This window comes from Shewanella algae, from assembly GCF_009183365.2.
Lineage (GTDB): Bacteria > Pseudomonadota > Gammaproteobacteria > Enterobacterales > Shewanellaceae > Shewanella > Shewanella algae.
The window spans coordinates 4895001-4908576 of the sequence record NZ_CP068230.1; the positions used below are offsets into that span (position 1 = coordinate 4895001).

12 protein-coding genes (1 of these 12 running past the window's edge) are annotated in these 13576 nt (G+C 50.4%); 3 read left to right on the plus strand and 9 right to left on the minus strand.

Features of this window, described 5'->3' with window-relative positions:
* Positions 1-745 carry the 5' portion of a cytochrome c oxidase accessory protein CcoG gene (gene ccoG / locus E1N14_RS21845; protein WP_025011738.1) on the minus strand. The gene continues 683 nt to the left of window position 1, outside the view, so 745 of the gene's 1428 nt are visible here — the first part of the coding sequence; the start codon lies at positions 743-745; the stop codon falls past the left edge of the window.
* An 87-nt stretch (positions 746-832) separates the two neighbouring features.
* Between ccoG and E1N14_RS21850 the strand changes: the two genes are divergently transcribed.
* The 3 genes from E1N14_RS21850 to E1N14_RS21860 all read left to right on the plus strand — a co-directional run bounded on the left by E1N14_RS21850 (position 833) and on the right by E1N14_RS21860 (position 2532).
* The gene (locus E1N14_RS21850; protein ID WP_025011737.1) at positions 833-1183 is read left to right on the plus strand and encodes a hypothetical protein; all 351 of its coding nucleotides are present in this window, start codon (positions 833-835) and stop codon (positions 1181-1183) included.
* 110 nt (positions 1184-1293) lie between these two features.
* The gene (locus E1N14_RS21855) at positions 1294-2196 is read left to right on the plus strand and encodes a 1,4-dihydroxy-2-naphthoyl-CoA synthase (RefSeq protein WP_025011736.1); all 903 of its coding nucleotides are present in this window, start codon (positions 1294-1296) and stop codon (positions 2194-2196) included.
* Between the two features lie 132 nt (positions 2197-2328).
* Entirely contained in the window at positions 2329-2532 is a 204-nt protein-coding gene (locus E1N14_RS21860; protein WP_025011735.1) for a DUF2061 domain-containing protein, read from the plus strand.
* Positions 2533-2589: 57 nt separating this feature from the next.
* Here E1N14_RS21860 and glmS read toward each other — a convergent pair whose 3' ends face one another.
* The 8 genes from glmS to atpA form a co-directional block, all read right to left on the minus strand.
* Positions 2590-4419, minus strand: coding sequence for a glutamine--fructose-6-phosphate transaminase (isomerizing) (gene glmS / locus E1N14_RS21865; protein ID WP_025011734.1), 1830 nt, complete (start codon positions 4417-4419; stop codon positions 2590-2592).
* Positions 4420-4443: 24 nt separating this feature from the next.
* Positions 4444-5214 (minus strand): DeoR/GlpR family DNA-binding transcription regulator, encoded by a 771-nt coding sequence (locus E1N14_RS21870; RefSeq protein WP_025011733.1) that lies wholly within the window; start codon positions 5212-5214, stop codon positions 4444-4446.
* A gap of 231 nt (positions 5215-5445) precedes the next feature.
* A complete protein-coding gene (locus tag E1N14_RS21875; protein ID WP_044735593.1) occupies positions 5446-7530 on the minus strand; it encodes a TonB-dependent siderophore receptor in 2085 nt (694 codons plus the stop codon).
* Between the two features lie 181 nt (positions 7531-7711).
* Positions 7712-9076: a bifunctional UDP-N-acetylglucosamine diphosphorylase/glucosamine-1-phosphate N-acetyltransferase GlmU gene (gene glmU, locus E1N14_RS21880; RefSeq protein WP_062793859.1), complete on the minus strand. Its 1365-nt coding sequence runs from the start codon at positions 9074-9076 to the stop codon at positions 7712-7714.
* A 155-nt stretch (positions 9077-9231) separates the two neighbouring features.
* On the minus strand, positions 9232-9660 hold the full coding sequence (locus E1N14_RS21885) for a F0F1 ATP synthase subunit epsilon (RefSeq protein WP_025011732.1): 429 nt from the start codon (positions 9658-9660) through the stop codon (positions 9232-9234).
* A 36-nt stretch (positions 9661-9696) separates the two neighbouring features.
* Entirely contained in the window at positions 9697-11085 is a 1389-nt protein-coding gene (atpD, locus tag E1N14_RS21890; protein WP_025889685.1) for a F0F1 ATP synthase subunit beta, read from the minus strand.
* Between the two features lie 35 nt (positions 11086-11120).
* Positions 11121-11981 carry a F0F1 ATP synthase subunit gamma gene (gene atpG / locus E1N14_RS21895; RefSeq protein WP_025889684.1) on the minus strand — a complete coding sequence of 287 codons (861 nt, stop codon included), beginning with the start codon at positions 11979-11981 and terminating at the stop codon, positions 11121-11123.
* Between the two features lie 50 nt (positions 11982-12031).
* A complete protein-coding gene (atpA, locus tag E1N14_RS21900; RefSeq protein ID WP_025011731.1) occupies positions 12032-13573 on the minus strand; it encodes a F0F1 ATP synthase subunit alpha in 1542 nt (513 codons plus the stop codon).
* Positions 13574-13576 lie beyond the last annotated feature (3 nt).

The following is a 13576-nucleotide window of genomic DNA, read 5'->3' on the forward strand; positions in this document are numbered from 1 at the left end:
CAACAATATAGGTGTTCTTATCGAACATGGCCGCCTGGAAACGTGCATAGGGGCACATGTGAATACACATGATTTCCCGCATCCAGCCGGCATTACCATAGGTTGCCAGAGTGAAGAGAATGACCCAGAAGTACACGGCGCCACTGGCCTGTAAGGTAAACACCTCTAGGTATACTTCTCTGGAGGGCACAAAGTAAGACACAAATGTCATGGCCGTCAGCAGGGAGATCAACAACCAGGCAGTATGCTTGGCCGTTTTGCGCCAGAGTTTGTCAAAACTCCAGGGCATCTGATCCAACTTCATCCTTTTGTTGCGTGCCCCTTCGAGCTTTTCTTCAAACCAGATAAAGATGAAGGTCCACACTGTCTGCGGGCAGGTGTACCCGCACCAGACCCTTCCCAGGTAGGTAGTGACAAAAAACAGTGCAAAGGCGGCAATCATAAACAAGGCCGCCAGCAACGTCAGATCCTGAGGCCAGATAGTCAGGCCGAATACATGAAACTTCTGCTCCGCCAGGTTAAACCAGACTGCCTGCCTATCCCCCCAGGGAAGCCAGGGCAAGATGAGAAAAAACAGCATGGCTATCCATCCCATCCGCCGCCTTAACGTACTCCAAAGACCATCAACCGCACGAACGTAAATTCGGTTGCGAGGATTAAAGCGGTCTGCTTTACTCGCATCAGGCTGGTGAATCTTGATTCGATTGGCTTTCGAATAATCCTTATTGCTCGACTCTTCACTCATCTTTACAGCCTTTTACTGCTTATTGTATAAAAACTGGCGTATTATACCTTGTAACACAAGGGTTATTAACCTTAGTTGGACTAAATGATGAAAGGCTGGATTATTTTGGCAATATTGGCCGGAGTGCTTTATTACCTGGTCACTCAGACGGATAAACTCGATGAGCCCATTGCCCAAACCGAAGCATTAGTAAAGAAAATTGAACGCAAGCTGGATGCCATGACGGGCACGCAGATCATTCGCCTCGATCAGAAAAAGGCCCGCCTCAAGGCAGATATTGCCGAGCGTTTGTCAGCTTCAGAGCTGCAGGAGCTGGACGGCATACTGACCACGCCAGATACCCTGATGGACTTCAAGGATGAGTATTGTCGCGGCAATGTCATATCTCATCCGGTTTTCAACAAAGATAATCTGTTGTTCATCTGCGATAACCTCTGAGTAAAGCCGCGGGTTTTGTCGACGGTCGCGAAATCCGCACCTGAAATCATTGACCTCCCATGCCAATCCACCTAGCCTTTGAGCCATTATCAATATAGGGGCTGTTTGTTATGACATCTTTTGTTTCCGATACTTTTGAACCTGAATTGTGGGAAGAGGTTGCCGGGTTCGCTTTTGAAGACATCACTTACCACAGAGCCAAATCTCAAGGTACGGTGCGAATTGCCATTAACCGCCCCGACTGCCTGAACGCTTTTCGTCCCAAGACGGTTGATGAACTTTACATAGCTCTGGATCACGCCCGGCAATGGTCTGATGTAGGTTGTGTGCTGTTAACGGGCAATGGTCCATCGGCCAAGGGGCAACATTCCTTCTCCTCCGGTGGCGATCAGCGTATTCGCGGCAAGGACGGCTACAAATATGAAGGTGAGGAAGCCGGCAAGGCCGATTTGGCTCGCATGGGCCGCCTGCATATTCTCGAAGTGCAGCGCTTGATCCGCTTTATGCCCAAGGTCGTCATAGCCGTTGTTCCCGGTTGGGCGGTTGGTGGCGGTCACAGCCTGCACGTGGTGTGCGATCTGACACTGGCATCGAAAGAACATGCCGTTTTCAAACAGACAGATCCTGATGTAGCCAGCTTTGATTCTGGCTATGGCAGTGCTTATCTGGCGAAGATGATAGGTCAGAAGCGGGCAAGGGAAATATTTTTCTGTGGCTTTAACTACAGTGCCGATGAAGCCTTTGCCATGGGCATGGTTAACCGTTCAGTTCCTCATGCAGAACTTGAAACCGAAGCTCTGCGCTGGGCCAAGGAGATCAATTCCAAGTCCCCAACCGCAATGCGCATGCTCAAATATGGCTTTAACCTGCCTGATGATGGTTTGGTTGGCCAGCAACTGTTTGCCGGAGAAGCGACCCGTTTGGCCTATGGCACAGCCGAGGCCCAGGAAGGCCGAGACGCGTTTCTTGAAAAACGCGATCAGGACTTTTCCAGCTTCCCTTGGCATTACTGATAGTCTTAGACGATTAAAGGCCGCATAAGTGGCCTTTTTAATAGATAAAAACGGTCAAATTAATCTGTTAAACCCTCTTTCAATTGTTAATAAGAATTATTATCATTAAATTATCGAGAGAGGAGAACCGCCATGATTAAGACAATGACCTTTGCCATACTGCACTTCAGCGTAGCCTTTACCATCACTTATCTGCTTACTGGCAGTGTACTTATAGGTGGTGCCGTGGCCCTGGTAGAACCCAGCATCAACACAGTTGTTTTCTACTTCCACGAAAAAGTCTGGAAAAGATACGAAGCAAAAAAGCAGCAGCGGCTGACACAATTAACCGCCTGAACATACACTCAGGCGATTAGTGGCAACACTTTCAGGCTTGAGCTTGATTCCGGCCAATTACTCCACAGTAACCGACTTGGCCAAGTTTCTTGGCTGATCCACATCAGTCCCTTTGATCAGGGCAACATGGTATGACAGCAACTGCAGCGGAATAGTGTAAATAAGCGGTGCCATAAACTCATCACAATGTGGCACAGGAATTACCTTCATGGTGTCATCGGATGCAAATTCAGCATCAACATCAGCAAACACATACATCAAACCACCACGGGCACGCACTTCTTCCACATTGGACTTAAGCTTTTCAAGCAGTTCATTATTGGGTGCCACCACTATCACAGGCATGTCGGCATCGATCAGCGCCAATGGTCCATGTTTCAGCTCTCCGGATGCATAAGCTTCGGCATGAATATAGGAAATCTCCTTCAGCTTCAGCGCACCTTCCATCGCAATGGGATACTGATCGCCACGTCCCAGGAACAAGGCATGACTCTTATCGGCAAAGTCTTCAGCCAACTCAGCTATGGCGTCATCCAACCCCAGAGCCTGCTCCACTTTAGCCGGCATAGACTGCAGACTCTGGGCGATTGCCGCCTGCATTTCCACACTCATGCTGTTATAACGTCCCAGTGCCGCCGTCAGCATCAACAAACCGGCCAACTGCACGGTAAAGGCCTTGGTGGAAGCCACACCTATCTCGGCACCGGCTTTCATCATATATGCCATGTCGGACTCGCGAACCAGCGAGGACCCGGGGGCGTTACATATGGTCAGGGTTGCCTTGTACCCCATCTCTTTGGCCAAACGCATTGCCGCCAGGGTATCGGCCGTTTCACCGGATTGAGAAATGGTGACCAACAGGCTGTTGGGGAACAGATGCGACTTGCGGTAGCGGAATTCAGAGGCGATTTCCACATTACAGGAAACGCCGGCCCAATCTTCCAGCCAATAACGTGCCGCCATACCGGCATGGTAACTGGTGCCACAGGCAATGATCTGTACGTGTTTGATATCTTTGAGAAGCTCGGCTGCATTATCACCAAAGGCAGTATCCAGCACCTGCTGCTGGGCAATTCGGCCTTCGAGAGTACGGGCCAGCGCCATTGGCTGCTCATAGATCTCTTTAAGCATATAGTGACGATACTCGCCCTTGTCACCGGCATCATGGGTGATTTCAGACTCTTTCTTTTCACGCACAACCGGGTTACCGTCAAGATCATAGATATGGACCTCACGGCGAGTCACTTCGGCAACATCGCCCTCTTCCAGGAAGGCAAAAGTACGGGTCACCGGCAGCAGCGCCAACTGATCCGAGGCGACGAAGTTTTCTCCCAGGCCAAAGCCTATTACCAATGGGCTGCCACTGCGGGCGACCACCAGCCGTTCAGGGTCACGGCGGTCGATGACCACAGTGCCATAGGCACCTTCCAGTTGTTTGACCGTGGCTTGTACCGCCGCCAGCAAGCCGGGGGCAGACTTAAGCTCATGGTCGACCAGATGACAAATAACTTCTGTATCTGTATCTGAGTTGAACTGATACCCCAAGCCCTTGAGCATCTCCCGCAATTTAGCGTGATTTTCAATAATGCCGTTGTGCACCACGGCTATGTCGCTGCCGGATTGATGTGGATGCGCGTTGCGCTCACTGGGCTCACCATGGGTCGCCCAACGGGTATGGGCGATACCTGTACCACCGGCCAAAGGAGCAGTTTGCAAAGCATCGGCCAACTCCTGCACCTTGCCAACTCTGCGGGTACGGGTCAGTTCACCTTGGTGAATGACAGCCACACCGGCCGAATCATAGCCACGATATTCCAGGCGTTTCAGCCCCTCTATCAAGATTTCAGCTACATCCCGCTGCGCTACTGCGCCAACAATTCCACACATATCAATATCCGCTTAATTTAAAGTTTATGCTGTAAAAGGGGCTAAGATCAGCTTTACCCCTTGATTTGAAATACTTTCAGCGGCTGCATCAGGCAGCCTGTCATCTGTCACCAGGGTCGTGACCAACTCCCATGGCAACTCAAGATTAGGAATTCTGCGACCCACCTTTTCCGATTCGAGCAACACCACCACATCCCTGGAGACTTCCGCCATCACCCGGCTGAGTCCAATCAACTCATTGAAAGTGGTGGTGCCTCGCTGCAAGTCAATGCCATCGGCACCGATAAAAAGCTGGTCAAAGTTGTAGGAACGCAATACTTGCTCAGCCACCTGTCCTTGAAAAGATTCGGAGTGGGGATCCCAAGTGCCCCCTGTCATCAAGAGTGTGGGCTCGTTTTCCAATTCATGTATCGCATTGGCCAGTTGCAGGGAGTTAGTCATGACCACCAGCCCGCGCTTATCATTGAGCTCAGGAATAAGCCCCAAAGTGGTGCTGCCACAATCTATAATGATGCGGTTATGATCTTTGATAAGCCCGGCAGCGGCCTGAGCTATGGCCAACTTATTGCGGGAAGGCGGTTCAGACAAGGTTTGGGTCATCTCTTGAGGAACGACGACGGCGCCACCATAACGACGCAGCAGCAAACCGGTTTTCTCCAGGGCTGCCAAGTCTTTACGTATGGTCACTTCCGAAGTTTCAAACTTCAGCGCCAAGGCATCGACACTGACTTCACCCTGCTGCTGCAGCAGGGTAACTATGGCGTGACGCCTTTGTTGAGTGTTGCGTTTGGTCATTCCAGACTGAATAAGTTTCGATTCGAAAGGCGAATTATATAACTTCGAAACCTAAACGCAATTACTGAGTGAAAAAAGCCCGTTAGTAGTTCTGCCGATATACAGGCATGCCTTAAAGCCAGCCCGAGCCTGGGCGCGTCACAAGAAGCCGAAAGAATTAGATTTCATCCATAAAAAATGCCAGCCACTGGAGTGGCCGGCATTGCTGAATAGCATGATATCTATTGGCGATTAAAACTTGGCTTCAAGTGCCAGACTGAAATGGCGACCTTCACCGATAGTGACCATCTGGTAATCACCGCCATCCAGATAATCTTTATCGAACAAATTACGTATGTTGGCGCGAACACCCAACTCGGTACCGGCAATATCAAAGGTATAAGCTGCACCTATATCGAAACGTACATAACCGTCTTTGGTGATCTGATTGTTTTTATCAGCAAAGCGCTCACCGACATAAACGGCACCGAAGTTCAGAGCCAGTGCTTCAGTCATCTCATAACGGGTCCAAATATTGGCCGACCATTCAGGAGCATCTATAGGAGTCTTTCCATCCAGTTCATCTCCCGTCTTGTAAGTGGCATCCAGATACATCATGGAACCAGTCATAAACCACTTATCACTTAACTGCCCCTGAGCTCCCATCTCGAAACCCTTGTGATGCTGAGTCCCATCCTGACGGGTAATTTTGCTCTTATCACCTTGAGGGACATCCAAGCTGTGAGTGACAATCCTGTTGTCTATCTTAATGTCAAACACAGCAGCGGTCAGCAACAAGCTATTGTCGAACAGCTCCCACTTGGTGCCCAATTCATACTGCTCACCATATTCGGGATCCAGTTCCATACCGTCATTAAGATCCAGTTCGTTATCAACACTTCCTTGAGGAACAAAGCTCTTGGAGTAGTTCAGGTAAATACTGCCATTATCCGTAGGCGAATAGATGATGCCAAACTTGGGAGACGTTGCGCTGTCGGTAACTCCGTCTTCTTTTTGCTCGTCATAGCGTATACCTGCGAGCAGTTTCCACTGTTCATTCAAGCTGATTAAATCCTGAATGTAGACGCCATAGAAGTCATATTCACTAGGGTCACCCTTGGCCACAGAGTGATAATCAAGATCCGGCTTGGCAGGTAGGCCTGTACCAGGAATTACGGTTATGGAGCCGCCGCGGTCGCGACGTTGTTGATAGAAGTAGTCCAGATAATTGGCACCTATCAGCAACTGATGCTCGATACTGCCTGTATTGAAATGACCACTGAAATCCACATATGCAGTCTTGTGCTGCCAATCATCATAACGATCGAAAGGTCTGATGCTATAGCCATCCGTCATCGCATTTTCATTATAAGACGGAGCAGAATCCAAGCGCTGACGCTGGAACTTCTGGTGGTTATATCCCAGCTTCACATTCCAGTCATCGTTGAGATGCCAAACCAAATCGGCTCCCATGTTCTGTACCTTATTATCGGTAAATGCCCAAGGCATATCCCAGATAATGTCTCTGCCACCGATAAGCTCACCTTTTTTATTCAACCAGCCACCCACATCAATCCCTGTCTTATCTTGGGTGTGGTCATATTTCAACGCCAAGGTAATATCGTCGCTGAGATCAAACTCCAGGTTTAAATAGCCCAGCCAACGATCTCTTTCCTGATTTTCACCATCCTGATATTCGCGCCAATATTGGGTGTCCTGCTTAACCAACACTGTGCGATAACGTATGGTTTGAGCTTCGTTTAGGCTACCACCGGCATCCAGCTGAAAGCGGGTAGAGCCATTGTCATCGGTATCAAACCCCAGGTTAAACAGAGTGTCGTAGGTCGGCTTCTTGGTCACCATATTAACCAAGCCACCAGGGCCTGACTGGCCGTAGAGCATACTGGATGGACCCTTGAGTACTTCTACCTGCTGCAGGGTTTCAATAGGTTGTACATAGTGCGACCACTGTTGATGACCATTGATCAAGTAGCCCGACCCAGAGTCCAGTTCAAACCCCCGAATAGAGAAAACCTGCCGGTTCCAACGCTGTGTACCCGCTGTGACCGAAGAGTCATTTACCAATACTTCAGCCAGGTTCGTTGCCAGCTGTTCATCGGTGACAAAGTCGGGGATAACGGTAACGGATTGAGGTGTATCCATCAGATTGATATCACCACGCATCGCGCCTGAGGCGACGCCGGTCTTATAATCATTGAAGCTACGGCCGGTAACACTGATGCGTTCAATATCTTCTGGCGCTTGCTCTGCTGCCAGTGGCATTGAAGAGATAGCAGCAACCACAGCCATACCTACACAGGAAAACTTAAACCTCATAATCACCTCATTCTCGATGCCGGACCGGCAATCTGTTCTATTTTTGCCAGCAAATATAAATGAGAAGAATTAGTATTTAAGTTTCTTTACGGATATTTACAATTAAATATGATTGACTTCAAACCCATTCGCGGGTTTGTGAGATAGAAAGCACCCAGGTGGGTGCTTTCATTTAAGGGAATTACTTCTTTTGCTTTTGTGGACGCTTCCAGTCCTTGATATGTTTCTGCTTGACCCTGGTAATAACCAGTTCATCAGCGCCGACATCACGGGTTACAGTGGAACCGGCTCCCAGTGTGGCTCCCTTGCCGATAGTGACAGGAGCAACCAGTTGAGTGTCGCTGCCGACAAACACTTCATCTTCAATAACGGTCAGATGTTTGTTGGCGCCATCATAATTGCAGGTAATAGTACCGGCCCCTATGTTTACCCCTTGGCCAATTTGTGCATCTCCGAGGTAAGCCAGATGCCCAGCCTTGGAGCCCACACCGAGTACGGCTTTCTTCATCTCAACAAAATTGCCTATATGGGCATCTTGCTTAAGTTCAGCGCCCGGACGCAGACGAGCAAACGGGCCGGCACTGGCGCCATCACCTAACTTGGCTCCCTCGACTATGCTGTAAGGCTTAATCTCGGCGTTGTCGGCAATCTCACAATCGATAAGGATAGCCCCGGCGCCTACAGTCACGTTATTACCCAGCACCACTTTACCTTCGAAGATCACATTAACATCTATCATCACATCCATGCCGACGGTCACTTCACCGCGAACATCTATGCGTGCCGGATCTCTTAAGTTGGCACCATCCAGCATCAGGGTTTCAGCACAGCGTTGCTGATAAGCACGTTCCAACGCCGCCAACTGCACCCTGTTATTGGCGCCTTCGGTCTCTATGGAATTAACTGGATGAGCCGTGTCTATGGCCACACCATCGGCGTGAGCCATGGCGATCACATCGGTAAGATAAAACTCGCCCTGAGCATTGTTGTTTTCCAAGCGTCCGAGCCAGTTTTTCAATTGTTTGCCCGGCAATGCCATGATGCCGCTGTTGATCTCATTGATCTTGAGTTGCTCGGCAGTAGCATCTTTCTGTTCGACTATGCCAACCACCTTGCCATGCTCGCGCACCATACGGCCATAGCCGCTTGGGTCATCCAGATGCACTGTCAGTACGGCTACGCCATCGTTTTGCCTGGCAGCAAGCAGGGCTTCCAGAGTTTCCTTGCGGGTGAGGGGAACGTCGCCATAGAGCACCAATACAGTGTCATTGTCATCTATATGGGGAATCGCCTGGGCTACCGCGTGGCCAGTGCCCAGCTGTTCAGCCTGCAGCACAAAGTTAAGCGGTTGCTCGCCCAGTTCAGTCATCAGCTTGTCGCCGCCATAACCATAAACCAGATTGATCTTGTCGGCATTAAGTGAATGAGCCGTATCAATCACATGCTGCACCATGGGCTTATGGGCAACCTTATGCAGGACTTTAGGCAAATCGGAACGCATCCGGGTCCCTTTCCCGGCGGCGAGAATTACAACATTCAATGACATGGGAGATTCCTTTTCTATAGGCTGGCGCAAGTGTACCGGAATCACAGTAAAAATGCAGCGCTCACGCAGCTTGGAAGCTTGCAAATCTGCTTGAGGCAAGCAGGAATAACAGACACAAAAAAGGCGCCCTGAGGCGCCTTTTTTCAGCAGTGCTGTTATCTGGCAATGTTCTTCTTGATGGTCTCAACGACCCGCAACTGAGCCACGGCCTTAGCCAGTTCAATTGCTGCCGCAGCATAATCGAAGTCAGCACCGGCATCGGCCATGTGGGCCTCAGCACGACGCTTGGCTTCTACTGCAGCCTGCTCGTCAATCTCATCGGCACGCATTACAACATCAGCCAATACGGACACGGAATTGGGTTGAACTTCCAGTAAACCACCTGAAAGGTAAAACACCTCTTCCTGACCATTTTGTTTGACGATGCGCGCCATGCCAGGTTTGATATTGGTCAGCAGCGGAGTGTGACCAGGCATAATACCCAGTTCACCCTCAGAACCTGTTACCTGTAAATGGGCAACAAGGCCTGAGAAGATTTTGCTCTCTGCACTGACGATATCAAGCTGTACTGTCATGGCTGCCATCCCGTTCTCCTTACCAAACTATGCAATATTGCCTAGTTATTTCTTGTTGGCTTTCTCAACGGCTTCGTCGATTGAACCAACCATGTAGAACGCTTGCTCTGGCAGGTGATCGAACTCACCGTCCAGAATTCCCTTGAAGCCACGGATGGTTTCTTTCAGGGGCACGTACTTACCTGGAGAACCGGTAAAGACTTCAGCTACGTGGAATGGCTGAGACAGGAAACGCTCGATCTTACGGGCGCGGGATACTGTCATCTTGTCGTCATCTGACAACTCGTCCATACCCAGAATAGCGATGATGTCTTTCAGCTCTTTGTAACGCTGCAGAACTGTCTGTACACCGTTTGCCACGTCATAGTGCTCTTGGCCAACAACCTGTGGATCCAGCTGACGAGAGGTGGAATCCAGTGGGTCAACCGCTGGGTAGATACCCAGAGAAGCGATTTGACGAGACAGTACCACAGTCGCATCCAAGTGGGCGAAGGTGGTTGCAGGGCTTGGGTCAGTCAAGTCATCCGCAGGTACGTATACCGCTTGTACCGAAGTGATAGAACCCACTTTGGTAGAAGTAATACGTTCTTGCAGAACACCCATCTCTTCAGCCAGTGTTGGCTGATAACCCACAGCAGAAGGCATACGACCCAGCAGTGCCGATACTTCGGTACCAGCCAGGGTGTAACGGTAGATGTTGTCAACGAACAACAGTACGTCACGACCTTCGTCACGGAACTTCTCGGCCATAGTCAGACCGGTCAGAGCAACACGCAGACGGTTACCTGGTGGCTCGTTCATCTGACCGTACACCATGGCTACCTTGTCCAGTACGCCTGAGTCTTTCATCTCGTAGTAGAAGTCGTTACCTTCACGGGTACGCTCACCTACACCGGCGAATACTGACAGACCTGAGTGGGCTTTCGCGATGTTGTTGATCAGTTCCATCATGTTAACTGTCTTACCAACACCCGCACCACCGAACAGACCTACTTTACCACCCTTGGCGAACGGACATACCAGGTCAATAACCTTGATGCCGGTTTCCAGCAATTCAGTGGTGTTAGATTGCTCTTCATAAGAAGGAGCATCACGGTGGATGATATAACGCTCATCTTCACCGATAGCGCCCGCTTCATCCACAGGCTCACCCAGAACGTTCATGATACGGCCAAGGGTCGCAGCCCCAACCGGAACGGAAATTGGTGAACCAGAGTTTTCTACCTCGATACCACGACGCAGACCATCGGAAGAACCCATGGCGATGGTACGAACTACACCACCACCCAGCTGTTGCTGAACTTCCAGCACCAAGCCTTTACAGGCGCCTTCGCCTGTGATCTTCAGAGCGTCATATACCTGAGGTACGGCATCTTGTGGAAACTCAACGTCCACAACCGCGCCAATCACTTGGACAACAGTACCTGTGCTCATGATTAATCCTCTAAAACTTGTATTCGTTACCCAGCCTAAACCGCGGCTGCACCTGACACAATTTCCGACAGCTCTTGCGTAATCGCCGCCTGACGGGCCTTGTTGTATACCAGTTGCAGATCATCGATCAGCGTGCCGGCGTTGTCTGTTGCTGCCTTCATGGCCACCATACGGGCAGCCTGCTCGGAAGCAATGTTTTCAACGACACCCTGATACACCTGAGACTCCACATAACGAACCAAAAGCTTGTCCAACAAGACCTTTGGATCTGGCTCATAGATGTAGTCCCAGCGATGCGCTACGTCATCTTCGTCTGATTTAGGCAAAGGTAGCAGCTGCTCGATCACAGGAGTCTGCGTCATGGTATTAACAAACTTGTTGAATACCACATACAGACGATCCAGCTTGCCTTCGTTGTAAGCCTGGAGCATTACCCGCACAGTACCAATCAGGTCAGCGAGCTTGGGAGCATCACCTAAACCTGAAGCATGGGCCTGTACCTTGCCACCAAAGCTCTTGAAAAACTGAACACTGCGAGCACCGATAGGGCAGAATTCAACTTCTACACCTTGCTCTTTCCAGCTTTTCACGTCTGCGACAACCTTTTTGAACAGGTTGACGTTCAGACCACCACAAAGGCCACGGTCGGTTGCCACTACTATGTAACCAACCCGCTTGGGTTCTCTCACCTCCAGGTAGGGGTGTTTGTACTCCAGAGAACCTTGAGCGACGTGACCGATCACCTTACGCATGCTCTCCGCATATGGACGGCTTGCAGCCATGCGGTCCTGCGCCTTGCGCATTTTGCTGGCTGCCACCATTTCCATGGCGGACGTGATCTTCTGAGTGTTTTTCACACTCGCGATCTTGGTTTTAATCTCTTTAGCGCCGGCCATCTCTACTCTCCAATCTGGACCTGAGGTGCCTTATGACACCTCGCATGTATTTACCAGGTTTGGGTTGCCACGAACTTGTCGAGACCAGCCTTCAGCTCAGCTTCGATTTCGGCATTGTAATCGCCGCTATCGTTGATCAGCTTCATCAGCTCAGCATGCTCGCCGTTCATGAAAGAGAGCAGAGCGGCTTCGAAGTCACCGATCTTCTTCAGCTCAATACCTTTCAGGTAGCCTTTTTCAGCTGCAAAAATAGATACAGCTTGGTCAGCTACGCTCATAGGAGCGTATTGCTTTTGCTTCATCAGTTCGGTTACACGCTCACCGTGCTCCAGCTGGGCACGAGTTGCATCGTCAAGGTCAGACGCAAACTGTGAGAACGCAGCAAGCTCTCGATACTGTGCCAGAGCAGTACGGATACCGCCGGACAGTTTCTTGATGATCTTGGTCTGGGCCGCACCACCTACACGAGAAACAGAGATACCTGGGTTAACCGCTGGACGCAGGCCAGAGTTGAACAGGTCAGTTTCAAGGAAGATCTGACCGTCGGTAATAGAAATTACGTTGGTCGGTACGAACGCAGATACGTCACCTGCCTGGGTTTCAATAATTGGCAGAGCGGTCAAAGAACCCGTCTTGCCTTTTACTTCACCATTGGTGAACTTCTCAACGTACTCTTCGTTCACGCGGGAAGCACGTTCCAGCAGACGAGAGTGCAGATAGAATACGTCACCTGGGTAAGCTTCACGGCCTGGTGGACGCTTCAGCAGCAGTGAGATCTGACGGTAAGCAACAGCCTGCTTGGACAGGTCATCGTAAACGATCAGAGCATCTTCACCGCGGTCACGGAAATATTCACCCATGGTACAACCAGAGTATGGTGCCAGGTACTGCAGGGCAGCTGCTTCAGAAGCAGTAGCAACCACAACAATAGTGTTGGCCAGAGCACCGTGCTCTTCCAGCTTGCGTACTACGTTGGCAATAGTAGAAGCCTTCTGGCCTACTGCAACGTACACACACTTGATGCCGGAATCTTTCTGGTTGATGATGGCGTCGATAGCCATCGCAGTTTTACCGGTTTGACGGTCACCGATGATCAGCTCACGCTGACCACGACCGATAGGGATCATGGCATCAACCGCTTTATAACCGGTTTGCACCGGTTGAGATACGGATTGACGCTCAATAACACCAGGAGCAATCATTTCAACAGGTGCAAAACCATCGTTGTCGATTGGTCCTTTACCGTCGATTGGCTCACCCAGGGTGTTAACAACACGTCCCAGCAGACCACGACCCACTGGAACTTCCAGAATACGGCCAGTGGTTTTAACTTTTACGCCCTCAGCCAGATCGGCATAAGGACCCATAACTACGGCACCTACAGAATCACGTTCAAGGTTCAACGCGATTGCATAACGGTTGCCAGGCAGTTCGATCATCTCACCCTGCATTACATCGGCCAGGCCGTGAATGCGGATGATGCCGTCACTGACCGAAACGATAGTACCTTCGTTGCGGGCTTCACTGACGACTTCGAACTGCTCGATCCGCTGCTTAATCAGATCGCTGATTTCAGTGGAATTCAGTTGCATGCT